At 58.9% G+C, this 26205-nt stretch carries 23 protein-coding genes; 18 read left to right on the forward strand and 5 right to left on the reverse strand.

The window, feature by feature from the left end:
• Positions 1-9 precede the first annotated feature (9 nt).
• Positions 10-1110, reverse strand: coding sequence for a glycine cleavage system aminomethyltransferase GcvT (gene gcvT, locus ACBG85_RS16925; protein ID WP_372024087.1), 1101 nt, complete (start codon positions 1108-1110; stop codon positions 10-12).
• A gap of 158 nt (positions 1111-1268) precedes the next feature.
• Here gcvT and ACBG85_RS16930 point away from each other — a divergent pair, with 158 nt between their 5' ends.
• Entirely contained in the window at positions 1269-2786 is a 1518-nt protein-coding gene (locus ACBG85_RS16930; RefSeq protein WP_372024088.1) for a leucyl aminopeptidase, read from the forward strand.
• 55 nt (positions 2787-2841) lie between these two features.
• Here the strand turns inward: ACBG85_RS16930 and ACBG85_RS16935 are convergent, their stop codons facing one another.
• Complete coding sequence (locus ACBG85_RS16935) at positions 2842-3192, reverse strand: hypothetical protein (protein WP_003941713.1); 351 nt, start codon at positions 3190-3192, stop codon at positions 2842-2844.
• A gap of 364 nt (positions 3193-3556) precedes the next feature.
• Here ACBG85_RS16935 and sucB point away from each other — a divergent pair, with 364 nt between their 5' ends.
• The 5 genes from sucB (at position 3557) to ACBG85_RS16960 (ending at position 8998) form a co-directional block, all read left to right on the forward strand.
• Positions 3557-5305: a 2-oxoglutarate dehydrogenase, E2 component, dihydrolipoamide succinyltransferase gene (sucB, locus tag ACBG85_RS16940; protein ID WP_118603049.1), complete on the forward strand. Its 1749-nt coding sequence runs from the start codon at positions 3557-3559 to the stop codon at positions 5303-5305.
• Positions 5306-5425: 120 nt separating this feature from the next.
• A complete protein-coding gene (locus ACBG85_RS16945) occupies positions 5426-6313 on the forward strand; it encodes a TIGR01777 family oxidoreductase (protein ID WP_003941584.1) in 888 nt (295 codons plus the stop codon).
• A gap of 29 nt (positions 6314-6342) precedes the next feature.
• Positions 6343-7104 (forward strand): lipoyl(octanoyl) transferase LipB, encoded by a 762-nt coding sequence (gene lipB, locus ACBG85_RS16950; protein ID WP_209447544.1) that lies wholly within the window; start codon positions 6343-6345, stop codon positions 7102-7104.
• A gap of 51 nt (positions 7105-7155) precedes the next feature.
• Positions 7156-8166: a lipoyl synthase gene (lipA, locus tag ACBG85_RS16955; protein WP_151098073.1), complete on the forward strand. Its 1011-nt coding sequence runs from the start codon at positions 7156-7158 to the stop codon at positions 8164-8166.
• 76 nt (positions 8167-8242) lie between these two features.
• On the forward strand, positions 8243-8998 hold the full coding sequence (locus ACBG85_RS16960) for a DUF4191 domain-containing protein (protein ID WP_003941625.1): 756 nt from the start codon (positions 8243-8245) through the stop codon (positions 8996-8998).
• Between the two features lie 71 nt (positions 8999-9069).
• Here the strand turns inward: ACBG85_RS16960 and ACBG85_RS16965 are convergent, their stop codons facing one another.
• The gene (locus tag ACBG85_RS16965) at positions 9070-9543 is read right to left on the reverse strand and encodes an RDD family protein (protein WP_003941579.1); all 474 of its coding nucleotides are present in this window, start codon (positions 9541-9543) and stop codon (positions 9070-9072) included.
• A gap of 213 nt (positions 9544-9756) precedes the next feature.
• On the opposite strand from ACBG85_RS16965, the gene glnA reads away from it, so the two are divergent.
• Positions 9757-11193, forward strand: a complete 1437-nt coding sequence (glnA, locus tag ACBG85_RS16970) for a type I glutamate--ammonia ligase (RefSeq protein ID WP_003941609.1) — start codon at positions 9757-9759, stop codon at positions 11191-11193.
• A 56-nt stretch (positions 11194-11249) separates the two neighbouring features.
• Here the strand turns inward: glnA and ACBG85_RS16975 are convergent, their stop codons facing one another.
• Positions 11250-12239 (reverse strand): tyrosine-type recombinase/integrase, encoded by a 990-nt coding sequence (locus ACBG85_RS16975; protein WP_372024091.1) that lies wholly within the window; start codon positions 12237-12239, stop codon positions 11250-11252.
• A 124-nt stretch (positions 12240-12363) separates the two neighbouring features.
• Entirely contained in the window at positions 12364-13035 is a 672-nt protein-coding gene (locus ACBG85_RS16980; protein ID WP_372024093.1) for a helix-turn-helix domain-containing protein, read from the reverse strand.
• Between the two features lie 26 nt (positions 13036-13061).
• Here ACBG85_RS16980 and ACBG85_RS16985 point away from each other — a divergent pair, with 26 nt between their 5' ends.
• From ACBG85_RS16985 to ACBG85_RS17035, 11 genes are all read left to right on the forward strand, one after another.
• Positions 13062-13361, forward strand: coding sequence for a helix-turn-helix transcriptional regulator (locus ACBG85_RS16985; protein WP_372024095.1), 300 nt, complete (start codon positions 13062-13064; stop codon positions 13359-13361).
• Between the two features lies 1 nt (position 13362).
• A complete protein-coding gene (locus ACBG85_RS16990) occupies positions 13363-13572 on the forward strand; it encodes a hypothetical protein (protein WP_372024096.1) in 210 nt (69 codons plus the stop codon).
• A gap of 181 nt (positions 13573-13753) precedes the next feature.
• Positions 13754-15661: a hypothetical protein gene (locus tag ACBG85_RS16995; RefSeq protein WP_372024098.1), complete on the forward strand. Its 1908-nt coding sequence runs from the start codon at positions 13754-13756 to the stop codon at positions 15659-15661.
• A 69-nt stretch (positions 15662-15730) separates the two neighbouring features.
• A complete protein-coding gene (locus ACBG85_RS17000; protein WP_372024100.1) occupies positions 15731-15895 on the forward strand; it encodes a hypothetical protein in 165 nt (54 codons plus the stop codon).
• 79 nt (positions 15896-15974) lie between these two features.
• Entirely contained in the window at positions 15975-17882 is a 1908-nt protein-coding gene (locus ACBG85_RS17005; RefSeq protein WP_372024102.1) for a DNA methyltransferase, read from the forward strand.
• Positions 17879-20815, forward strand: coding sequence for a DEAD/DEAH box helicase family protein (locus tag ACBG85_RS17010; RefSeq protein ID WP_372024104.1), 2937 nt, complete (start codon positions 17879-17881; stop codon positions 20813-20815). Before ACBG85_RS17005 ends, ACBG85_RS17010 begins: the two co-directional genes overlap by 4 nt.
• Positions 20816-21113: 298 nt before the next feature.
• Positions 21114-21899 carry a hypothetical protein gene (locus tag ACBG85_RS17015; protein WP_372024106.1) on the forward strand — a complete coding sequence of 262 codons (786 nt, stop codon included), beginning with the start codon at positions 21114-21116 and terminating at the stop codon, positions 21897-21899.
• A gap of 181 nt (positions 21900-22080) precedes the next feature.
• Positions 22081-22629 carry a recombinase family protein gene (locus ACBG85_RS17020; RefSeq protein WP_372024108.1) on the forward strand — a complete coding sequence of 183 codons (549 nt, stop codon included), beginning with the start codon at positions 22081-22083 and terminating at the stop codon, positions 22627-22629.
• 309 nt (positions 22630-22938) lie between these two features.
• Complete coding sequence (locus tag ACBG85_RS17025) at positions 22939-23748, forward strand: hypothetical protein (protein ID WP_372024109.1); 810 nt, start codon at positions 22939-22941, stop codon at positions 23746-23748.
• 96 nt (positions 23749-23844) lie between these two features.
• Entirely contained in the window at positions 23845-24585 is a 741-nt protein-coding gene (locus ACBG85_RS17030; RefSeq protein ID WP_372024110.1) for a hypothetical protein, read from the forward strand.
• A 744-nt stretch (positions 24586-25329) separates the two neighbouring features.
• Positions 25330-26127: a hypothetical protein gene (locus tag ACBG85_RS17035; protein ID WP_372024111.1), complete on the forward strand. Its 798-nt coding sequence runs from the start codon at positions 25330-25332 to the stop codon at positions 26125-26127.
• The last annotated feature ends 78 nt before the right edge of the window (positions 26128-26205 follow it).

Consider the following 26205-nt stretch of genomic DNA (forward strand, 5'->3'; position numbering starts at 1 on the left):
AAAAGCTCTCTACTTGGTGTTGGTCTCCACGAACGGAGGAGACACCACGACGCACCGAAGAGCACGACCACGGACGTCGACTTCGATCTCGTCGCCGGCCGAGACATTGGCACCGGAATCGAGGAGCGCCAACGCAATTCCCACTTTGAGCGAGGGCGAAAACGTCCCCGAGGTGGTCTCGCCGATTGCCTCGCCGTCACGCAGAACACCGAGGCCGGCACGAAGCACGCCGCGATCGAGAGCCTTGATCCCCCAGAGTTTGCGAGCCGGGCCGGCAGCCTTCTCGTCGGTCAAGGTCTCTTTGCCCCAGAATGTCGGCTTCTTCCAACCGATCGCCCATCCGCAGCGCGCTTCGAGCGGAGAAATCTCGAGCGAAAGCTCATGCCCGTGCAGCGGATACCCCATCTCGGTACGAAGAGTGTCACGGGCGCCGAGTCCGGCGGCCTGCCCACCCTCGGCGCGCACTGCCTCGAGAAGCGCGCGGAACAACGGCTCGCTGTCGTCCCACCGCGGCAGGAGTTCGTAGCCGACCTCACCGGTGTAACCGCTGCGGCACACACGAACAGGCACGCCGTTCCATTCCGCATCTTCGTACGCCATGTACTCGATCTCGGTGGGAAGTCCCAGAGCGGTCAGAACCGCCACCGATTTCGGACCCTGCACTGCCAGCACACCGTAGGCACGATGCTGATCCTCGACGGTGATTCCGTCCGGTGCCACAGCGACCAGAGCCGCAACGACGTCCGCGGTATTGGCTGCGTTCGGGACGAGGAAGATCTCGTCGTCGCTGACGTAGTACGCAATGAGGTCGTCGATGACACCACCGGACTCGTTGCAGCACAACGTGTACTGAGCCTTACCCGGCCCGATCTTCTTCAGGTCGTTGGTCAGTGCGGAGTTCACGAATTCCGCGGCGCCCGCGCCACGCACGACGGCCTTGCCGAGGTGACTGACGTCGAAGAGTCCGACATTCTCACGCACAGAGGTGTGTTCGGCCACGACGCCGGCGTACGAAACCGGCATCTGCCACCCCCCGAACGGCGCGAACGTCGCGCCGAGTTCGACGTGGACGGGGTGGATCGGGCCCTGCAACAGTTGTTCGTCGGTCATGGCCCACAACCTATCGGACTTCGCCGATCGAAACATGTCCGCAGCGAGAGCTCACCCGGCCGTGACGATCGCCCGTCCGCAAACTGCAAAGGGCCTAACATCGACTCAGGCATCCGCCAGAACCGGACGCATCGCACACTCACCTCACAGGAGACACCTTGAGCACTCGCACAGCCCGATCGTTGGGACCCGACCTCGTTCTCGCCGGCACAGTCGCCAAGCGCGCAGAGATACTGGTCGTCGGTCTGACGTCGGGTCCGGACGGCCCCGAAATCGCACTCAGCGAAGGCATCGTCGCCGAAGACGTACTCGCCGAGATCCTCGACAGCCTCATCGCCGTCGGCGCCACGGGCAAGCCCGAGCAGCTCACTCGTGTCCCGGCACCGAGCGAACTGTCGGTCACCAGCGTTCTCGCCGTCGGACTCGGCTCTGCCGACAAGCTCGGCAGCGAGCAGATCCGTAAGTCCGCCGGCGCCGCAGCTCGCTCGTTGTCCGGCATCGACACCGTCGCAACCACGCTCTCGATCCTCGACCTCGGTGCAGCCGCCGAGGGATTTGCGTTGGGCGCGTACAGCTTCACCGAATTCAAGTCGTCCATGACGGCTCCCGGTCCCGATTCGCAGCCACTGGCCCGCGTCGAACTGCTGGTGCCGTCGCCGCGCACGAAGGAGACCAAAGCGACGCTGGCACGGTCGGCTGCCATCGCCGAGGCCGTCGCCACCGCACGCGAGTTCGTCAACACTCCCCCGAGCCACCTCTACCCCGCCGAGTTCGCCGCGCGCGCGAAGGCACTGGGCGTCGAGGCCGGGCTCACCGTCCAGGTTCTCGACGAGAAGGCACTCGAGAAGGGTGGCTACGGCGGAATCATCGGCGTCGGCAAGGGCTCGTCACGCCAGCCGCGTCTCGTCCGCCTCGAATACGCGTCGAAGAAGCGTGGTGCCCGCAAGGTCGCACTGGTGGGTAAGGGCATCACCTTCGACACCGGCGGAATCTCCATCAAGCCCGCCGCCGGTATGGAGAACATGACCTCGGACATGGGCGGCGCCGCAGCCGTCATCTCCACCGTCGTGCTTGCCGCCAAGCTCGGCCTGCCCGTCAACGTCGTCGCATACGTACCGATGGCCGAGAACATGCCGTCCGCGACCGCCCAGCGTCCCGGCGACGTGCTGACCCAGTACGGCGGAATCACCATCGAGGTCGTCAACACCGACGCCGAGGGCCGTTTGATCCTTGCCGACGCGATGGTTCGCGCGGGTGAGGACAATCCCGACTACATGATCGACACCGCCACCCTGACCGGTGCGCAGATGGTCGCGCTCGGCAACCGCACCCCCGGAGTCATGGGCACCGACGAGTTCCGTGACCGCGTCGCCTCCATCTCGCAGAGCGTCGGCGAGAACGGCTGGGCCATGCCGCTGCCGGAGGAATTGCGCGGAGATCTCGACTCCAAGGTCGCCGACATGGCCAATGTCACCCAACACCGCTGGGGCGGCATGCTGGTCGCAGCTCACTACCTCAAGGAATTCGTTCCCGAGGGTGTCCAGTGGGCGCACATCGACGTCGCGGGGCCGGCCTACAACACGTCAGGGCCGTGGGGTTACACCGGCAAGGGCGGTACCGGCGTTCCCGTTCGCACGATGATCTCGGTCCTGGAGGACATCGCGGTAAACGGCTGACCCCTTGCTGTGCGCCTTTATTAACCCCCCGCGGTTAATAATGGCGCACAGCAGTTCAGGCGCCGTCGCGCAATTCCTGCTCTCGGGCCCGCTTGCGTTCGATTCGCTTACGTTCGTCGTGATCGCGCATACGCTGCGGATATCCCGTCTTGCGGACGTCGTAGACCGGGATCTTCAAGTCTTGTCCCAATTTGCGGGCGCCACGTTCGCCGCCGACACGACGACGAGTCCACTCCCCGTCCTTCGCAACCAGGACGACGGTCACCTCGGTCACCGTCGTCTGCGGTTCGACATAGGCTTCGACGCCTTCGTGCGAGTGCGCCCAATTCGCCAGATGATCCGCATCACTTTGCGCTGCGGCCTGAGCCGCACTCGGCGGACGCTTGAAACGATCGAACAGTCCCACGGTCGTACCCTCCTCGGTACCGACGCCGCGGATGCACCCCGGCGATATGTCAAGTTTGCCAGGCGATGTCCGTTGTGCCTGCGCACGACATACCGTTTGGTCCGCTTACGACGTTACAGCCGGACCCCCGACGCATACCTACTCGCCAGTAGCCGACACACCCGAAACGGACGGCATCCCCCTCATCGGACACGCCCGGCGTATCAATGGAAAGATGAACGACGGTGACGCCGCGCCCGCGCGTCGACATCGGCAAAATAGCTACAAGTAGCCGCACGTCGCGCGCCACTCGAGCACAATGCATTACGACCACAAGTCGACAAAATTCAACAACCCGAACACAACTGTCGAGGAGTCAAAAGACATGGCCTTCTCCGTCCAGATGCCAGCCCTAGGTGAGAGCGTCACCGAGGGAACTGTCACACGGTGGCTCAAGCAGGAAGGAGACACGGTCGAAGTCGACGAACCCTTGCTCGAAGTCTCCACGGACAAGGTCGACACCGAGATTCCGTCTCCCGTCGCCGGCGTCCTGACCAAGATCGTCGCGCAGGAAGACGACACCGTGGAAATCGGTGGCGAGCTCGCCCAGATCGGTGAAGCCGGCGAAGCCGCAGCACCCGCGGCAGAGGCACCCGCCCCCGCCGCCGAGGAAGCTCCCGCCGAGGAAGCGCCGGCTGCCGAAGCTCCCGCTGAAGAAGCTCCCGCTGCCGAGGCACCCGCCGCTTCGAGCGGTTCCGCTGAAGGTACCGCCGTGACGATGCCCGCCCTCGGCGAGTCCGTCACCGAAGGCACCGTCACCCGTTGGCTCAAGGCTGTCGGCGACGAGGTTGCCGTCGACGAGGCGCTGCTCGAAGTCTCGACCGACAAGGTCGACACAGAGATCCCGTCCCCCGTCGCCGGAATCCTGCTCGAGATCAATGCGCAGGAAGACGACACCGTCGAGATCGGTGGCCAGCTGGCCGTCGTCGGCTCCGGCACACCCGCCGCGGCTCCGGCACCCAAGGCCGCTCCCGCAGCACCGGCCGCACCCCCTGCCCCCAAGGCTGAAGCACCGAAGGCTGAGGCACCCAAGGCCGAGGCACCCAAGCCTGCTGCCGCACCGGCCGCCCCCGCTCCGAAGCCTGCTGCGGCTCCCGCACCGGCGGCTGCCCCCGCAGCTTCCGGCGACAGCAGCCCGTACGTCACCCCGCTCGTGCGCAAGCTCGCAACGGACAACGGCGTCGACCTCGCGACCGTCACCGGCACCGGCGTCGGCGGCCGCATCCGCAAGCAGGATGTGCTCGCCGCTGCGGAGGCCAAGAAGGCTCCCGCCGCCGCTGCTCCTGCTGCAGCACCCGCGGCCGCACCGGCCGCCACCGCAGCCGCAGGCGTCCGACCCGAACTGGCACACCTGCGTGGAACCACGCAGAAGGCCAACCGTATTCGGCAGATCACGGCCACCAAGACACGTGAGTCGCTGCAGAACACCGCTCAGCTCACGCAGACCTTCGAGGTGGACGTCACCAAGATCGTCGCCCTGCGGGCCCGTGCCAAGGCCGGCTTCATCGAGCGCGAAGGCGTCAACCTGACGTTCCTTCCGTTCTTCGCCAAGGCAGTCGTCGAGGCGCTGAAGTCGCACCCGAACATCAACGCAAGCTACGACGAGGCTGCCAAGCAGATCACCTACTACGACGCTGAGCACCTCGGCATCGCAGTGGACACCGATCAGGGCTTGCTCTCCCCCGTCATCCACAACGCCGGCGATCTCGGCCTGGCCGGCCTGGCCCGAGCCATCGCCGACATCGCCAAGCGTGCACGCTCGGGTGGCCTGAAGCCGGACGAGCTCTCGGGTGGCACCTTCACCATCACCAACATCGGCAGCCAGGGCGCGCTGTTCGACACCCCGATCCTGGTACCGCCGCAGGCGGCCATGCTCGGAACCGGCGCGATCGTCAAGCGCCCGATGGTGGTCACCGACGAGAACGGCAACGAGTCCATCGGCGTTCGCTCGATGATCTACTTGCCGCTGACCTACGATCACCGTCTGGTCGACGGCGCCGACGCCGGCCGATTCCTCACCACTGTGAAGCAGCGGTTGGAAGAAGCCTCGTTCGAAGCTGATCTGGGCCTGTAAGCAACTGCTCGGCCGGCCGGGGCGTCATCTCCATCAGGAGGTGGCGCCCCGGCTTTTTCAGTACGGTCGGAGATATACGTTCGGATATCGAAGCACGCTGAATCGAAGGAGGCTTTCCGAATGCGAGTAGTCATCGCCGGCTCGTCCGGTTTGATCGGAACGGCCTTGGTGTCATCGTTGCGCTCCGACAACCACGACGTGGTGCGTCTGGTGCGACGCTCGACCGCCGGCCCCGACGAATCGCGTTGGGACCCGGACCACGACCGTCTGGACCTCTCCGTCCTGCAGGGCGCCGACGCCGTCGTGAACCTCTGCGGCGTCGGCATCGGCGACAAACGGTGGTCGGGTTCCTACAAGCAAGCGATCCGTGACAGCCGCATCGTCGCGACCGACGTCTTGGCCGAAGCGGTCGCGAGTCAGAAGGTTCCCGTCCTCGCCAACGCGAGCGCCGTCGGCTATTACGGCGACACCGGCGACAAGATCGTCGACGAGGATTCGCCGGCAGGCACAGACTTTCTCGCCACGACGTGTCGCGATTGGGAACTTGCCACCGAACCGGCGCGTGCGGCGGGTGCCCGCGTCGTCAATCTGCGGTCCGGCGTCGTGATTTCACCTCATGGGGGCATGCTCGGTCGGCTTCGGCGCCTTTATTCGTTCGGCCTCGGCGGGCGACTGGGCAACGGTCGCCAGTACTTTCCGTGGATCTCACTCGAGGACGAGTGCGACGCGATCAAATTCGCGCTCACGAATTCCGAACTCTCCGGTCCCGTCAACCTGACCGGTCCGGCCCCTGTCACCAATGCCCAGTTCAATGACGCCATGTCCCGTGCGGTCCACCGCCCGGCTCCCTGGATCGTTCCCGGGTTCGCACTCGAAGCGTTGATCGGAGAATTCGCCAAGAGCGGCATCCTCGGTGGCCAGCGCGCCATTCCCGCAGCTTTGGAAAAGGCGGGATTCTCTTTCCGCCACAACACGATCGGCGAAGCGCTGGCGGCCGCACTCGGTTGATTCCGAAGTCGGGCGTAATCTCTACGTCCATGAGCAGCGCTGCCGTTTCCGCCCGGTTCTCGAAACTGCCGATCGCCGTCGAGCAACTCGGTTCGATCGACTACAACGCCGCGTGGGACCGCCAGCGTGAGCTCGCGGCAGTGCGGGCGGACGACATCGGACCGGACACGCTACTGCTCCTCGAACACCCGCCGGTGTACACGGCAGGACGACGCACGGAACCCGAAGATCGTCCCGTCGACGGCACGCCTGTCATCGACGTCGACCGCGGCGGGAAGATCACCTGGCACGGCCCCGGCCAGCTGGTGGGATATCCGATCGTGAAACTGGCCGAGCCCATCGACGTGGTGCGGTATGTCCGACGCATCGAGGAAGCACTGATCACGGTGTGCACGGACCTCGGCCTGAACTGCGGGCGCATCGACGGCCGCTCCGGCGTCTGGCTGCCTGCCGAACTCGCAAACGGGCAATGGAAGCCCGAGCGCAAGGTTTCTGCCATCGGCGTGCGCGTCCAACGGGGCGTGGCACTGCACGGCTTCTCCCTGAACTGCAATTCGGTCCTGACCGGATTCGACAACATCATTCCCTGCGGCATCCGTGACGCCGGGGTCACGACGCTGTCGCATGAACTCGGTCGCGACGTCACCGTGGACGAAGTCACTCCCGCTGTGACCGAGGCAGTGATCGCTGCTCTCGACGGAACCATGCCCGTCACCGAACGGAACGTCGAGCGCGTCACCTTCGAAAGCGCCTCGCCTACTCCGACTTTTACTACCGTTCAGTACAGCTGACGGGCTCGCCCGAACCCCGTTGCAGTAATCACCGGGCGTAGGATCACTGTCGTGACTATCGCCCCAGAAGGACGTAAGCTGCTCCGTCTCGAGATCCGAAACGCGGAGACGCCCATCGAACGCAAACCCAACTGGATCAAGACCCGAGCAAAGATGGGCCCCGAGTACACGGAGCTCAAGGGCCTGGTCAAGCGTGAAGGTTTGCACACCGTCTGCGAGGAAGCGGGCTGCCCCAACATCTACGAGTGCTGGGAAGACCGCGAAGCCACGTTCCTGATCGGCGGTGAGCAGTGCACACGCCGCTGCGACTTCTGCCAGATCGACACCGGCAAGCCCGAAGCCCTCGACCGCGACGAGCCCCGTCGCGTCGCGGAAAGCGTTCAGGCCATGGGCCTTCGGTACTCCACGATCACCGGCGTCGCCCGCGACGACCTCCCCGACGGCGGCGCCTGGCTCTACGCCGAGACCGTCCGCAAGATCCACGAACTCAACCCGGGCACCGGCGTCGAGAACCTGGTTCCGGACTTCAACGGCAAGCCCGAACTGCTCGACGAGGTCTTCGCCTCACGCCCCGAGGTCCTCGCACACAACCTCGAGACCGTCCCCCGCATCTTCAAGCGGATCCGTCCGGCATTCCGGTACCAGCGCAGCCTCGACGTCATCACCGCAGCACGCGACTACGGACTGGTCACCAAGTCCAACCTGATCCTCGGCATGGGCGAAACCCCTGAAGAGGTCACCGAGGCGATGGCAGATCTCCACGCCGCCGGTTGCGACATCCTCACCATCACCCAGTACCTGCGCCCCTCGCCCCGGCACCACCCCGTCGAGCGGTGGGTCAAGCCCGAGGAGTTCGTCGCACACTCCAAGGCTGCAGAAGCGATGGGCTTCGCCGGCGTCATGGCCGGTCCGTTGGTTCGCTCGTCGTACCGCGCCGGCCGCCTGTATGCGCAGGCCATGGCACATCACGGCCGTGAACTTCCCGAGGCGCAGCGTCATCTGACCGAGGGCGGCGACGCTTCCCAGGAAGCCAGCTCACTCATGGCGCGCCTGAATCGCTGATCCACTTTTTGCTGTGCGCCTTTATTAACCGCGGGCGGTTAGTAAAGGCGCACAGCAATGGACGTATCCTGGGTACATGGCGAACGGCAGCAAATCCGGTAAGGGCAAACCCACCAAAGAGGCAAAGGCTGCAGCGAAGGCTGCCCGCAAGCAGGCTTCCAAGGAACGTAGAACTCAGCTCTGGCAGGCATTCCAGATGCAGCGCAAGGACGACAAGCTCCTCCTGCCGCTGATGATCGGCACCCTCGTCGGTGCGGCTCTGGTCTTCTTCCTGGTCGGCCTCATCTGGGGCCTTCAGTGGTTCCTGCTGCCGATCGGCATCGTTCTCGGTCTCCTCGGCGCCTTCATCATCTTCGGTCGTCGCGTCCAGAAATCGGTGTACAAGAAGGCTGAAGGTCAGGCCGGTGCCGCTGCGTGGGCGCTCGACAACATGCAGGGTGCGTGGCGCGTCACGAATGCCGTCGCCGGCACTACCCAACTCGATGCCGTTCACCGCGTCGTCGGACGGCCGGGTGTCATCCTCGTCGCCGAGGGTTCGCCGCAACGCGTCAAGGGCCTCCTCGCGCAGGAGAAGAAGAAGACTGCCCGCCTCATCGGCGACACCCCGATCTACGACATCATCATCGGAAACGACGAGGGCCAGGTTCCGCTCTCGCAGCTCCAGCGCTACTTGAACAAGTTGCCCCGCAACATCGACACCAAGCGCATGGACAACATCGAGGGTCGCCTCGCTGCACTGAGCGCACGCGGCGGCGGAGCAGCGCTTCCCAAGGGCCCGATGCCCGGAGGCGCGAAGATGAAGGGAATGCAGCGAACCATTCGTCGTCGCTGACACTCCCCCACAGCAAACGAAAGACCCGGGCCCATACGGACCCGGGTCTTTCTTCGTTCGAGAAGTTTGTGTCAGCGCGATTTCACGAGCAAAGTGCCGGTCGCGCGGTCCTGCATACCGCGACCGTCGATGTCGGTGATGGTCGCGGGAATCACGAACACAAGCAGTGCCTGACGTCCGAGCGCGCGCACGAAGCCCACTCGAATCGGGCCTTCGATTCGTGCAACCTGAAGTCCGAGGACGAACTGCCCCGGTGTGAAGTTGAACAGCGCCACCGTGACGACGCCGACTGCGAACCACACCATCAGCGTGACAGTCGAGGTCATACCGTCGAAGAAGTCGCCGGTGATGAGCGAGGCCACTCCCACAGCCATCACCCAATCCACCAACAGTGCCGCGATACGACGGCCCGAACCGACCAGCGAACCCGGACCCTCCTGAGGGAAACCGAGGAGCTCGCCACGGTACGACTGCTCACGGCCGTCCGCGCTCTTCGGCAAAGCTGCTTGCGGCCCAGAGAGCCAAGTTCCGGTGATACGTGCCATGCTGTCCAGGATAGGCGTCGCAGCACCGTAGTCCAGATTTGCCGGGTTTTAACTGTGTGGCCGGTCACATGGACTTCGGAAATCCCCAGGATGCTGCGACGCGTAACACTGCCGAAACAAAGGGTTGACGAGCGGGCAACACCAGCTCCCTACCGTCTGCCTCGACGGATTCAACCGACATCACTTGGCTGAAGCGACTTAAGGAGCACAAGCGTGGCGTTCACCACGGCCGAAGAGGTCATCAAGTACATCGCGGACGAGAACATCGAGTACGTCGACATTCGGTTCAGCGACCTGCCCGGCGTCCAGCAGCACTTCTCGATCCCGGCGTCTGCTTTCAACCAGGACGTGTTCGAGGACGGCCTCGCATTCGACGGATCTTCGGTCCGCGGATTCCAGTCGATCCACGAGTCCGACATGATGTTGCTTCCCGACGTCACCACGGCGCAGATCGACCCCTTCCGCAAGGCGAAGACCCTCAACATCAACTTCTTCGTGCACGACCCGTTCACCCGTGAGTCCTACAGCCGCGACCCGCGCAACGTTGCCCGCAAGGCCGAGGAGTACTTGGTCAGCACCGGCATCGCGGACACCGCATTCTTCGGCGCCGAGGCCGAGTTCTACATCTTCGACTCGGTTCGCTACGACTCCGGCATGAACTCCGCGTTCTACGAGCTGGATTCCATCTCCGGTTCCTGGAACACCGGCGCAGAGACCAACGCCGACGGCTCCCCGAACCTCGGCTACAAAGTTCGCGCCAAGGGTGGCTACTTCCCCGTCGCTCCGTACGACCACTACGTGGACCTGCGCGACGAAATCTCCACCAACCTGACCAACGCGGGCTTCGAGCTCGAGCGCGGCCACCACGAGGTCGGCACCGGCGGACAGCAGGAGATCAACTACAAGTTCAACACGCTGCTCGCAGCTGCTGACGACCTGCAGTTGTTCAAGTACATCGTCAAGAACACCTGCTGGCAGCACGGCAAGTCCGCAACCTTCATGCCGAAGCCGCTCTTCGGTGACAACGGCTCGGGCATGCACGTCCACCAGTCCCTGTGGAAGGACGGCAAGCCCCTCTTCCACGACGAGTCCGGCTACGCAGGCCTCTCGGACATGGCGCGCCACTACATCGGCGGCATCCTGCACCACGCTCCGTCGCTGTTGGCCTTCACCAACCCGACGATCAACTCGTACCACCGTCTGGTGCCGGGCTACGAAGCCCCCATCAACCTCGTGTACAGCCAGCGCAACCGCTCGGCAGCTGTCCGTATCCCGATCACGGGCAACAACCCGAAGGCAAAGCGTCTCGAGTTCCGCGCACCCGACTCCTCGGGTAACCCGTACCTCAACTTCGCTGCACAGATGATGGCCGGCCTGGACGGCATCAAGAACAAGATCGAGCCGATGGCTCCGGTCGACAAGGACCTCTACGAGCTTCCCCCGGAGGAGGCTCGCAACATCCCGCAGGCTCCGACCAGCCTCGAGACGGTCATCAACCGCCTCGAAGCCGATCACGAGTACCTGACCGAGGGTGGCGTCTTCACCACCGACCTGATCGAGACCTGGATCTCGCTCAAGCGTGAGCAGGAAATCGCTCCGGTCAACCTGCGTCCGCACCCGTACGAGTTCGAGCTCTACTACGACGTGTGATCCGCTTGACCCACTGACCAGCACTGGAAGGTAGAAAACGTCCCTTCGGTACGCAGTCAGTACGCAGTAGTTTTAACCGAGTCCATCCGCTTCGTGATCACAGCATCGATCGCCAAGCGGGTGGACTCGTCTGCATCCGGCCACATGTGCCCATAGACATCGAGCGTCGTCTTCGCACTCGCATGTCTCATCCGCGCCTGAACAGTCTTGATGTCCGCACCCGATGCAATGAGAAGTGACGCCAAGTAGTGACGCAGATCGTGGTAGCTGAACTCATCCGGCAGATCGATCTCCCCCGCATCCTTCACCGCCCGCAAGGCTCGCTCAACCAACCACGGTGCTGCAGCCTTCCCTGCGCCGTTCGTCACCATCTGTTCGTGAGGCCACTGATTCACCGACGCCGAGAGCATGAGCGCCAGCGTCTGAGGTACCGGAATCGGAACCTCGCTCCCCCGCGTCTTCAACGGCTTGTCGGGCCACTGCTGTTTCGGGTAGACAACTCCCCTTATGAAATCAACGTCAGTCACACGGAGCGCCGACGCTTCCGCTATCCGAAGGCCAGCGAATGCACCGAGCAGGATTGCCACTCGATAATGCTCGGGCATTCCGTCGTGCAGCGCCCACAACTGTTCTGTTGTAATTACGTAGACCTTGGCGCGACCCATTGGTGGTGACGTTCTACGGGAGCAGGGATTGCGCCCGAGCAGACCATCATGAACCGCATCGCCAAGAATCTGCGCCAGACGTGAATGCAACGCGTAGACGTACGAGTCCGCGAATCCGTCTACCTTCAGTTTCGACGTCCACGCCTTTACAGCCGATGGGCGAACAGCAGAGAGTTGTATCTTGCCGAACTCGGCAACAATCTGCGCGATGTGAGTACGCGCCTGCCTGACCGTCGAGTCGCGGTGTACCGCGTAGCCGAGAATCCACTGATTACACCATTCTTGGACGGTGAGCTGTGCATCACGCGGTGCCACGTGCGTGCCCTGGGTCAGTGCCGTAGTTGCACTATCGAGCCAGTCCTGAGCGTCCGCTTTGCGCACAAACCGCTTTGTATGCTCCCGGCTTTGATCGTCTACATACCTTGCGCGCCAGCGCTTTCCCTGTCCGTCAAGCTTGGAACGCGTGCCGTCTGCCTTCTTCCAGAGATCCTCGACACCCGCACGCCTATTGCGCTTCGGCGGCACTCTCAACCCTTCCCCGACGCAGGTAATCGATCAATCCCAAGTAGTGCACAACCTCGTCCGGCACATCCTCCTCGTCGAGACCAAGGCTTTCGGCCCCCCGAAGCTTCGCCCACGAATCCGCCTTCGAAGCCTCCGCTTCGGAGACGAGTTCGTGGAAGATATCCAAAAACGAAACTTCCAGATAACCTCCAGTTCCGAAGCGGGCGAGCGTCTCAAGGTCAGTCAATTCATCCGCTGTAAATCGTTGCTCGCTCCCCGACATGATCGCAAGGCGCGCCGCAGCTGCCGCAGCGACCGAAACGTGCTCGATATCTTCCTCAAGTTCACTCACCCGCGCTTCGGCCAGAATTCTTTCTCGTCGCAGCCCTCCTTCCGTGAATTTCAGATACATCGCCGCGAGTTCTACTGGCGAATCACGGCGCCCGGGAAGGAGATCGTGAACTGGAACCCCGAAGACGTTTGCGAGGGCGTATAGCTCGAGGATGGTGGTCGGCCTAGCGCCTCGCTCCATCCGAGTGATTGTCGTGGGGTCAACATTCTTTCCGAGTTCCTCGCTGAGCCGCGTCGCTAATGCGGTTTGACTCAGGCCCTTGTCTGTACGAAGTCGTGTCACGAGCTGACCAAAGAGTTCACCTACGTCAGTTTGCTGCATGAGGATCAGTATGCAGACTGCTTGCCATGCAGGCAAGTGTGTGCAATCCTTTTGCTGCACAGGATGCAGCTTGCGTTCTGCATGAAATGCATTATCTGATGCACTACACAGGAAGGTTGTCGACTTTGGCAACGGAAATCATCACTACGAAACAGCTCTGCGCGGAATACGGGATTCCGGAGGCCACCCTGAGGTGGTGGCGTCATACGGACCAGGGACCGGCGTCGTTCAAGCTCGGTATGAAGCGCGTCGTCTACCGCAGGGGCGAAGTAGAGAAGTGGGTCGCATCGCGGGAGATCGCCACCACCCGCGGGGGGGTTGGCTGATATGGCTGACTTGATGGCCCACAGCTCCGCAGGTACCGACGTAGTTGCAATGCCCTACACAGGAAAGGTCAGTCTCCGGATCGGACAGCACTTCACGTTGATCTTGACGGTCGACGAAGCGCGCACCGTTATCGCTCAACTCGCTGAAGGCGTAAGGGAAGTCGCCGAACGCCAGACGTCACTTCGGTTCAACGCTCAGAAGATTGAATGATGGCCAGATACGAGAAAAGCGGATCCGGCCAGGGATCCGCTTCTCGAATTCTCAATTGCCGTCAGACAATCAATCAGATTCACGCTAACACAGAGAGCCTCAATATTTTGATCAGCCATGACCCGTCTTGCAGGCGCACCAGGTGTCAGTGCGCGACACGCGCGAAGTCGGAGGCCACTGCGTGAGATCGTTCGAACGTGTAATTCGGGCATTCGAGGACGCTGGAAGCATCGTCGACCTCAACTCCGCTGGCGATCGGGCCACGATTCAATCGCCTGGTCACAGCGACAAAGACAGGTCGATCAGTGCTATGTACGGACGAGATAGGACTCTGATTTACAGCCATGCGGATGATCGCGACGAGGTGCTTTCCAAAGTCGGTCTCACGATGCACGACTTATTCGACAATCGGAGTGGTGTGACCTACCGATACCAAGGTGGGCGGGTTGTGAGGCGCACGCCGGACAAGCAATTTCCGCAGTCGGGGAACAAGGATGATCGGTCGCTCTATCGCGTTGAAACCCTCCCCGAAGATCGAACCTTAACCGTTTACGTTACGGAAGGTGAACAGTGTGCGGACGCGCTCGCTGTGCTTGGTGTGGCGGCTGTATCGCCGCCCCAGGGCGCCAATACTGCAGCTAGTCGTTTTGACTGGAATCCGCTGTCAGACAGGAATGTTCAAATTGTCGCGGACAAGGATGTGGCTGGGCGCAAGCATGCCCAGGACGTCGCGAAGAACCTCAATGGGGTTGCCGAGACCGTAACGATTGTCGAAGCGAAAGTTGGAAAGGATGCCACTGATCACGTGACCGCGGGGCACGATGTCCACGAGTTTGTTCCGGTGACGGTCACGAACCATAGCGATCCTGATGACGGATTCTGGAATGAACGAAAGGTTCTGGCGCATATCCGGGACTTCGCTCGAGCGCGTCGAGCTGGTCCATGGTCGACGCTCGGCGTTGTACTCGCCCGTGCGATAGCCTCGAATGAGCCCAACGTAATGCTGCCTCCGACAGTGGGAGCTGCGGTGTCTATGAACCTCTTTCTCGCTGCAGTAGGGGCTTCCGGTGCCGGTAAGGGTGCATCGGACGGCGCAGGGTTTGCAGCTGTCGAATTCGTCGACTTCGGGAACCGCAAAATTGAGATTGATCAGCCGAACATCGGCAGTGGCGAAGGACTCGCTCGTGCATTTCGGGCACCCGACTCCGATGACCGCGAATCATCAGCTCGAACCCGTGCGTTGATTGCGGTGTCGGAAATCGACACGCTGGCAGCTCTCGCAGGTCGAAAGGGCGCCACCTTGATGGCTGAGTTACGCAAGGCCTACATGGGTGAATCGATCGGATTCAATAATGCGTCGAAGGCTACAACGTCGGCAGTGAGGAGCCACTGCTACCGCCTGTGCCTCACTGTCGGCGTGCAGCCAGAGAATGCAGCCCCGCTGCTTGATGACGCGGGTGGTGGAACCCCGCAGAGGTTCGTGTGGCTGCCTGTAAGTGACCCGAATGCACCCGACATGCGCCCCCCTGAACCTGCGCCGTGGGTGGTCAAGTTTCCGCGGTGGGAAACCACCCAAGAGCTTGTCGCTATTCCAGATAGAGCTCGCGAGGAGATGGACGCTCACAGAGTGGCCGTACTCCGAGAGAACGCCGAGAATCCACTCGACGGGCATGTGATGCTCTGCCGACTCAAGGTCGCTGCCGGATTGATGGTTCTTGATGGCCGCAGCGTCATGAGCGACGACGACTGGCGATTGGCAGAACAGGTGATGGTCGTATCGAGTCGCACCCGGGGGAAAATTGAGCAAGTGCTGTCCGAACGGAGTCGAATGCGGCGCACGGCGCAAGCAGTCGCTCGAGGTGAGGATGAGGACACGACCGCTGCCACCCGGATCGACAAACGGATCGATCGCATTGCGAAAAACATTGCCCGCCAACTGAGAAATGGGGCGATGACTCGCGGCCCGTTGCGTCGTTGCCTGAGTTCGGCGGACCGCGACGAGTTCGATCCAGCGGTTGCACTAATGATCGAGGATGGATCAGTCGCAAAGCGAACTGATGGAGATAAGGAGTGGTACAGCCTTTGCTGACGGGCTGGGGTGGAAACCTCCACCACGGCGTCCACCTCGATTTATGCAGGTCAATGCACAATTCTTAGGGTGGCGATAGGGGTGGAGGATTCCACCCCTATCGCTTCGGCCGTACGACGAGCCTTGACCGCCGGCGCCCAGACCGCGGAATCGACAGCGCTCACCCCCATTCTTGCCATGCCGAGAGCTAGATCCGGCCTGGCGAAGACCGAGCGCGAGATGTCAGCCTACTGAGGCAGAATGGCTCCAGACCAACCAGCCAACGGTAGGGTTGGCACAGAGTATTGGGATTCAATGAGAAGTCGGGGAAACCTTGAGTAAATCGCTACTGGAACAGCTGCCTGGAATCGTCTCGGATGGAAAGCGCAAGGCCGCGCAAATTCTGGAGAACCTCGAGGGCCGGAACCGGGTCACGTTGCAGACGCGTGAGCTGGTTATCCCCAATAAGGATACTTCGGAAGCGGACCTATTTCGAGAGTTTCAAAGTGGCGATATAGACCGCGACGCTCCGAATCGTCTTGTTTACGGGGACAATCTCCTGGCCATGGCCGCTCTCCTGGCTGGGGATTCGGACCATCCCTCCATGCGCGGGAAAATTGATCTAATTTACATTGATCCCCCATTTGATTCGAAGGCTGACTACCGGTCGAAGATTACACTTCCGGGTGTTACTCTAAATCAGAAGCCGACTGTCATGGAGCAGTTTGCTTATTCCGATGCATGGTCGGATGGAACGGCATCGTATCTAGCCATGATTGTCCCTCGCTTTATATTGATGAGGGAGTTACTATCGGAATCGGGATCTTTGTTTGTTCACCTCGACTGGCATGTCGGCCACTATGTAAAAATTATCTTGGACGAGATCTTCGGAAAAGAAAATTTCCGAAACGAAGTAGTTTGGCATTATTACAACAAGATGCAGGGCAATATCGGTCGATTCGCCTCGAATCACGATACCATATTCGTCTACAAGAAAGATCAAAAGCCAGTTTTTAATACGTTGAGGGAACTGCGAGACGCTCCTAAGACGCAACAAAAGCGGGCATGGGACCCAGTAACAAAGACTTTGAAGCAGGCGCGTGACGAAGACGGTAAACTTATGTACTACGAAGACACACATAGAACTGTCGATGATGTTTGGCGTTTGCCGTACATTATGCCTGCTGATAAGAAGCAAAAATTGGACTACGCAACGCAGAAGCCAGAGGCACTGTTAGAGAGAATTATTCAGTCGGCATCTAACCCCGGCGATATAATTGCCGACTTCTTCGTAGGATCTGGGACAACGGCAGCCGTGGCCGAACGGACAGGTCGTCGTTGGATTGCAACTGAGCTAGGTAAACCTGCGATGATGATAACGCGAAAACGGATGATAGACCAGCAGTCAAAACCGTTTCTCCTTCAAGCAATAGGCGATTATCAGGTCGAACAGGCCAAATCTGTCCTTGGCCGTAAATTTCGTGTTGGCGAGCTTTCTCAGGTTGTTCTTCAGCTTTTTGGGGCAGTCCCTCTGCCGCCCGAGATCAACCAAGGCGGTGCGTTGGGACGAATCCCTACAGATAAGACGCTGGTGATCGCGACGAGTCCGAATGCGCTGGTGACGGGGGCGACATTGAAGCGTGCTCAAGCTGCTCGACTCGCCACAATGGGTGGATTCGACAAGGTCATAGTGCTCGGTTGGAACTTTTCGGATTCAATTGGACACGACATTGAAGCCTTGAATGATGATCGCCTTGAAGTTTTGGTCATTCCACCGGACCTGCTCGACCGCCTCAAGAAGAAGGGGTCCGTAGAGAAGCTGGCGAACGAGGTCAGATTCGCGACGCTGCAGTACTTGCAAGCTTCCGTAGTAAGCCGAACCCAGCAGTCGGATTCAGAAACAATCACCGTAAATTTGGAGAACTACGTTTTGCTCTCTCCTGACGCTATCAACTTGGATGAGAAGAACCGGGAACAGCTGGTCAATGTTATGAACCACGAGCCGTTGGCGCTCCTCGAATACTGGGCAGTTGACCCGGACTATGACGGTCAAGTTTTCCGCTCAGTTTGGCAGGATTACCGAGGAAATATCGAAAATGACGGCGATGAGCTGCGCGTGGTTACCACTGCCGAAGTGGAAGTCCCATTCAAGCCGAGCTCTCGTCGCGTCTGTGTGAGAGCAGTCGATGTGTTTGGGTATGAGTCCGAAGTTATCATAGAGAAGGTCGAGGTCGAGGCATGAGTGTCATTCGAGACAACTTTCCTCTAGCAGCGGCACTTCAACGAATCGTTGACGAACAGATGCCCGACATCGTCAAAGGTCAGCCGACCGCATTGATTGATGAGGTTACTCCGACGACTGCGGAACTATTGAAGTACTGGTTCCAGGATGACTACGTTCAGCTACGTCCCGTAAATTTTCATGAGGGGCAGCGCGCCGCAATTTTACAAATAATCTATGCTCATGAGGTTCTGAAAGCGCCTAACCTCGAAAATCTCTACCGTCAAATAGCTTCCGAGGCACTTCTTAGCGGAGATACTCTCGCGGAAATCAGTCGAAAACAGAATAACCATCCGAAGTATGCCGCAAAAATGGCGACTGGCACTGGCAAAACTTGGGTGCTGAATGCCCTCCTTATTTGGCAATACTTGAATAAAGGCAACTATCCGGACGATGAACGGTTCACATCCAACTTTCTGATCGTCGCTCCTGGACTCATCGTGTATGATCGCCTACTTGATTCATTCCTGGGTAAAGAGCGTCATGGCGAGCGCGATTTCAAAACATCCGATATTGTCAAGCATCAAGAGATATTCATTCCCGACAATTATCGTGACCAGATATTCGGATTCGTCCAGTCATCTGTAGTAACCAAAGAAGATATCGGCAGGAAGGTTACAGGCAGTGGTCTGATAGCCATCACAAACTGGCACCTACTTGCAGGAGTAGAAGATCCCGATTTTATACTCCCGACTGACGCGCCTGGTGCTGACATCGATGCAAAGGCGGCCATTGAGAGTTTCTTCCCTATAAGTCCTGGGCTGAATGCTGGTAATAGCCTAGACGTCCTCGATCGAAAGCACTTGCGCGGCGGTCCACTGGAGTGGCTGAAAGACCTTTCAAGTCTCATGGTCTTCAATGACGAGGCGCATCACATTCACTCGATCACAAAGGGGCAGCAAGTTGATGAGGTCGAGTGGCAAAAGAGTCTCACCGAGATAGCGTCAACCAAGGGGAAGCGGTTTGTTCAGATAGACTTCTCGGCTACACCCTACAACGAAGTAGGAAAGGGCGCGAAGAAAGGGATCAAGTATTTCCCGCATATTGTAGTTGACTTCGATCTGAAACAAGCTATGCGTTCAGGGCTTGTAAAGTCCTTGGCACTTGATAAGCGCAAAGAGATTGCAGACCTTCCACTCGATTTCAGCGCCGAGCGCGACTCCGGAGGTAAGGTAACCGGACTGTCATCGGGTCAACGCACCATGCTTCGTGCGGGCCTGAAAAAACTCTCAATGCTGGAAACGAGCTTCGGTCACGTAGATCCAGACAAACATCCAAAGCTTATGATTGTATGTGAAGACACATCGGTAACGACCCATATTGAAGAATTTCTCCACTCGGAGGGGTTGGCGGAAGAAGATGTCTTAACTGTCGACTCTAACCGCAAGGGTGAGATGTCTAAGTCGGAATGGGGGCTTGTTCGGGAGCGACTGTTCGATGTAGATCGTCACAAATCGCCGAAGATTATAGTCAGTGTCCTGATGCTGCGCGAGGGGTTTGACGTTAACAATATCGCGGTCATCGTTCCACTGCGCTCGAGTCAGGCACCAATTCTCCTGGAACAGCTGATCGGACGAGGACTCCGATTAATGTGGCGCGGGGACGAAACGATCGATGAGATGAAGCGGGACACGCGAAGGCGGATCGCCAACAAGCTTGAGCCAGCGAACTACTTTGACGTTCTCTTCATTGTCGAACACCCCGCGTTCTCGGCTTTTTATGATGAACTGATGGCCGAAGGACTTGCAGGTGAAGTCGGAGACGAGTCGGACGCGACACCGCAAGCAACCGGAGACCTGGAATTGGTTGAGTTGCGGCCAGGGTACGAGAAGTTTGATTTCCATATCCCGATGATGGTCCGAGATCGGGAGGAAGAGCTCAGAACGCCGATACTCGACCCCTATCAATTGCCGCGATCCCGGGTCCTGTTTGCTGACGCTAAGAAGTTTGTCGGTAAGGGTGACCGATTCGTTTCAGTTGACGCACAAACCAAGACACAGTTTGGCGATTACCGCGTCGACGGCGGTGTCATGACGGCAACCGGATACAACGACTTCCTGTCACGTCTTACCGTCCGCATAACCGAAGCATTGGGCGGTTCGCGAGCTGAGATGACTTCCAGCGCGAAGAAGTACAACTCGTTGGCTGCATTCCCTATGCTTCAAACCTTCCGACCTCAACTTCTCGGATGGATCGATACCTACATTCGAAACCGATTCTTCAACCAGGTAATCGATCCGTTAGCGGACGAGAACTGGCGGGTGTTATTGACAGACATGATCGCGAACGAACTTGCAGGGAATATATCGTCAGCGTTGGTGCGGTCGCTGACTCAGGAAGTCGTATCGATTGCCGAAGTAAACTTACGTCGATTGTCCGAGGTTCCAACACTCAGTGTCAGAACGTCGTCGTGCGTCGAGGTCACTAAGTGCATCTATCCGAAGCTGCCATTTCCCACGCACAGTGGTGGCCTCGAACGTAAGTTCCTAGAATGGGCAAACAACGATACCAACGTTGAAGCATTTTGCAAGATTAGCGAGTACAAACATACCTTCATCCAACGACCGTATCTAAAGGCTGATGGTATGCCGGCCCGGTACTCGCCAGATTTCTTGTTTCGTACGGAAGAAATGATCTACGTCGTTGAGACGAAGGCGGATTTCGCGCTCTCAGATATCAATGTTCATAGAAAACAGGCCGCAGCAATCGCCTGGTGCGAGCAAATCAATGAACTTGAACCATCTCAACGTAGCCATCGACGGTGGGCTTACGTTTTGCTTGGTGAACAAGCCGTCAAGAACTCGATTGCAGGCAACGAGAGGACTTCTGACTTGCTTGATCGCACGCGATTAAGGACACGTGCAGAAGAAATTGCACAGGAGCAGATTTGGTAAACCCAAATGTTGATTGAACCGATATGCCTAGCTATCAGCTTCAACTATGACGGCAACGGCGGTGCGAGTATGCCACACAACCGGCCGTCGCAGGGTCAAGCGTGTCTCGCAAACGATAGAGTTCTGCGTTTCCGATCGATATTCCACCCGATACACACGCACACCGCGACACGCATGCTTCGGAGAGGTTGAGTGGCAGGTCGACTCGGCAATTGAAGGGGCAAGGGCCTATACCAGGTGGATGCAGGTGTGGAATTATGTCGGCGCAACTGACTGAATTGAAGACTGGAGTTTTTCGATGAGTACGCCTGTCGAGATCGTCAATACAGATTGGCCGGGGATCGCCACGTCAGGAGTGATCGCTGGTCTCGTTTCGACCGGAGCAGTTCTAACAACCTGGAAGCTGAGCACGAAAAGCGAGAACAAAAGACGCGACACGACAGATCTCTCTGTGTGGCGTGAATACCTTCTTCGTGCCGAAAAAATATTCGAAGACGACGCGATGCGGAGATCGTCGGAGGAAAAGGATGCAGAAAAGTCGGGTCACGTACCCCATTCTGTCTGGGACAGTAAGGCCTTCAACAATGTGGAAACCGAGTACTGGGCGATGCTGCATTCTGCACCCCCCGGTCGCGGGACCTCGGCCGATGTAATTCGTCAGTGCCTTGAGGCGGAATTCGATTTTCTGAGCAATCGTTTCGGTCCGCGCTTAGCAGAGAAGCAGGCATACGAGCTGGAAGAATCATTGCAAGCGGAAATGAAAGATGCGTTACGGAAATTTCGTGCATGTCCCGACGGCGGTGATGAGGAAAAACAGCTGAAGGTGCTGTTCGATGATGCGCATGCGCACTGGGGGTTCGCTCGTTTGGATAGTGAGGATGCATTCCGATGGTCTGCGGAATGCAGAAGTAGGACCCTGCTCCGAACGATCCGAGTACTCAAGGCCAAGAGCTTTGAATGGGCATCTGCAGGTCGAGGACTAAGAGTCAGGTCGGAGATCAGAAGGCGCCAGAGCGACCTCCGCTACAAGGCCACTCACTTGTGCGAGCGAGGGCAGGATCGTCAGGAGGGTTACTGGGAGTGATTCGCTTCTGGCGTGGCATTGACTGTCTTGAAAACGATCGATTGATGCGACTGCGACCACCCGGGTCCGTCGATTAGATTTCGCCTGGTCGCTGTCGCGCGCCACCGTCTTGTAATCCCGTCTCATAACCAATAGTCTCATAACCGAGGGGTTGACGAGATAATGAGACGGAAGCGAGACAATGGCAGTCATCGGATACGCACGGGTGAGCACCACCGAGCAGAATGCGCAGCTTCAGTTAGACGCGCTCACAGCAGCAGGTGCAGCCCGGATCTTTACCGACCACGGCGTTTCCGGTTCCAAGACCACGCGCCCCGAGTTGGATGCGTGCATCGACCACCTGCGCGAAGGTGACGTACTCACCGTGTGGAAGCTCGACCGACTCGGCCGCAACACTGTCCACGTCCTGCAACTCATAGACGAACTCACCGAGCGCAGAATCGGATTTCGTAGCGTCACCGAGGGCCTGCATACCGATGGACCGATGGGAAAGGCGATGCTGACGATCATGGCCGCATTCGCTCAGCTCGAACGAGACACGATGATCGAACGCACACGTGCCGGACTGGTTGCGGCTGCCGCGAACGGACGCAAGGGTGGACGGCCCCGCAAGGTGACCGATGCTGATGCGATCAAAGCTCAACAGTTGCGCGAAAAAGGTATCAGCGCTCCGGACATTGCACGGATGCTCGACTGCTCACGTGCGACGGTCTACCGGTATCTCGCGTAACTCTTGAACCGATATAGATACAAAACGCGTCGCAGATGTCAATTGGTCACACCGTAATTGTCAACGTAGTGCAGCATCAGATGCTGACCGTTGAAGCCAAACGCTCGCCGGACGCACATTACCCCAATCTACCTGTATAAATACACTCTTCGGCGTCAGCCTTAGCCCCGAAGTAGCCCCCTGCCAACTCTGATTGCGCCAAACGCTGCGGCGCGATGCGCGTCTCGTGAGCCGCCGACGGAAGCTTCCCGGAAACCCTTCCTGATCGAAATTTGACCCAACTGAGTTCAGGCCAGACATAATGCTCAGATGATTCTCGAAATACTCGCGCAGTCGGATGCGGGCGGCAACGATTGGTATTCAACAGTTGCTGCTGTGGCCGCCACGACAGCAACGGTAGGCGCGGCAGTAGGTGCGCTAATTGCGGCGAGGGAACGCGGATTAGATTCGGAACAGACCCTTGACCAAGCAGAGGCCCTCGCCCGGCGAGCACACAAAGTCGCCAACAACGCGAAAGCGCAACTGAGCGAGCGGCTAGAAACGTCACAGCCAGAGTTAGAGGCTGCGGAAGATTCAAGTCATCCTTCACTTCAATACTTTGATGTTTCCCATCACACGGACATTCTCGTTGCAAGCCTTGAGGCAGATTTCAGCTCCATCGCTGACGAACAAGCACAGATCTATCTCGCGCACTTGCGTGGGGCCGAGTCTCAGAACAACAAACTTCGAGCCGTTTCGCTCTGGGTTGGTTTGGTCGGAATTTTGGCAATCTTCGCTGGTTGTGGAGTCACTATGTTCGCCGCCGTAGACATCGGCGTCTTCACGGCGGCATGCGGTGCCGTTTCGACCGGAGTCGGCGCCCTAATTTTCAAGCAGGCCAATGCCGCCGAGGAAGTCGCAGCGCAGAATTTCGCCAAACTCAATGAGTCGGTTGCAGAGTCAGAGCGACTGAGAAGAGCAGTCAGTCTTGTCTCGCAACTATCGGATCAGAGTCAGCGCGAACACATCTTGTCCACCATTGCACTGTCACTAGTCTTCGACGGGGCGGCGCCTGCAGAACTTTCATCTGCACTGACAGTTGCGGTTGAGCGTTCGCGAACGGATCTACCTAGCCTTTGATTGCTCACACTTCTAGCGACTCCGGGATTGCTTGCGCGGCAAACGCTGCGGAGGCGGTCTGGCCCACTTGTCGGTACGAGGAGTCACAATGAACGAATGCCTGATCCCCAACTGATCATCAACAATATCGCTCAGTCATCCCCATGGTGGCAGGCTTGGCTGCCGTTACTCGGCTCGGCAATATTAGCGTTGGTGACCCTGCTGGGGATCTTGAAGACAAACAGCACTACCCGCGCCTCGATTACCGCAGCTGACACCCGCGAGCAGGAGCGGTGGCGTCGGGATCGCGTCATCGACTACGCGGCCGACTTCCACGATGAGTACTCACGACTCGTGGATCTTTGTGTAAAGGGTATGTACGATCCACGTTCTGTTCTCGAGGAACCGCCTGCCGCCGAGAAGTTGCACTATTACATGTGGGACTTCCACAAACTTGTCGATATCCAGGCGAAGGCTGTCGACCTGCAAGTACGGAAACTTCAACTCGTTTGCCACGAAGGGACATCCCAAGCTCTGAGCGCGGCGCATGATTTGGTGTTCGAATTCAAATCTACGACTCGAAATCGTTTCCTGGCCCAGGACCGATGGGACGGCCTCCAAAGCACTTCTACGAGTGATCCGGAGGAGATCGCACTGTCGAATGAAGTAGAAGAGACTAGAAGTCGCTCCGAAGCTGTCGTCTCGTCGATGCGCGCAGCGATTCCGGAGCTTGCCGAACTCATTCGGGCTGACGTTGGAATTTCGTCACAGCCACCATCGACTCCTAGCTCCACATCTGACGTACGTTTGACGACTCCGGCTTCGACTGCCCGAACGCCGCACCCATTGCGTCGGTAACGGCGTCGCGGGCGTCTTCGTAGAGGCGCCCGTAAATGTCCATCGTCACCTTGAATGAGCTGTGTCGGAGATGCGCCTGGATCCTGTATCGCCTTGGTCTCGGTCAAATCGTCGAGGTCGTTCGCCAATCGTTCGGCTTCATCACGAATGTCTTGGCGTCGCTTCTCCCGCAGTTCCTTTCTCCGACAGGGTCATTGACACGGAATGCAATCGATGGAATCGAGTTCCAGAGGCGATCAGGAACAATCCAAGCGCGATGCCGGTCGACCTCGATCAAGGCAGGCACCTGATCGGAGTTGACCTACTCGATGCGGTCACTCAGTTCCGAACTCGTCGTAGTCGTCTCGCCTACCGACTGCTCGTGTTCACTGTCATTCCGCATGGCTTCGATTATCGCAGTGAAGCCTGCCATACAGGGGAGCTTTGATCGTGCCCTCAGTGGTGACTCCCCTGGGGGGAGTACCTCCCCCCGGCATCGATCACGCCCCCCCGACTCGCTCACGTGATCGCAACCTGTACGGGTTTCCAGGTCTCGAATGGCATCGAACGTATCTACGTCCTACGGGTCTAAATCCGCGATGCTCAGACTTATGGCAACGGGAACACCTCACGTCGACTGATAATCGTGCGATATCGTATGTGGCACTTGCTAAACCGTATCCACTCTCTCTGCGTGCGTAAAGCCCGTGATGATTCGGCAACTTTCGCAGAGCGAGGGAAATCCGAACACGAAGGACTGCGATATTGAAGATTGACGAAATCGAAATTGGCCACGACTACGCCTACCGTGTCGGCGGTCGAGGCGCATTCACCCGTGTGAAATGTGTTGAGATTCAAAAGAGAAGTTCCCCGCCTCGCGTGGTTGTCCGTTTTGAGGCTGACGGAGTCAAGGATCGCGTAACCCCTGCCAGGTTGCACGTCGAGTGGGACCGCCGCGATGCACTCATGGAGAAGGAGAGCCGGCAAGCCGCAGTCCGTAAGGCTTCGCTCGGTTACAACGATCCGCGGGAAGACGCGTGCCATATTGTATTCGACGAACTGATTGATCGAACTATTGCTTCTGCAGGGCACAGCAGAGAGGCAGGTGTCATCACGATTTCTGATGTTGATGCGTTGGCTCGAATTCTCGAGATTGACCCTACTCATCTGGAATCTGACTCATTGGCGTTCCGTGACGGTGATGATTTGGTGGCGCCGTGGGCGACGACAAGCCTTGTCCTGTCCAGGCTATGCAAACTGAACTCCGAGAAGATTTTGAAGCGGGTGGAGTCGAATGAGCGGGAGGCCGCTGCGAGGATCCGCGAGCATGGCAGCGATGATCCATGGTGGTCGGGGTTTGAAGAAAATCAGGTGCAGGCGCGGAGTATCTTGAGGCAATGGTGCGGAACTGAAGCAGTTGAGCGGCGCGATGAGCTGATCGTGCTACGCGAGCAGGTGAAACACGCGTGGGATGCGGCTGAATCAGCGATCAAACTGCTGGGGAACTACGGGTACGACACCGATGCTGACCGACTGAGCCGCGAACTTCATTCTCTTGATTAAGGCCAAGCAACGCGCTCTGGTCATCGTGAGTTGATAGCAGCCAGAAATGACGCATTCGGTACGCAGAGAGTACGCAGT

This window comes from Rhodococcus sp. NyZ502 (assembly GCF_041464245.1).
Taxonomy (GTDB): Bacteria; Actinomycetota; Actinomycetes; order Mycobacteriales; family Mycobacteriaceae; genus Rhodococcus_F; species Rhodococcus_F qingshengii.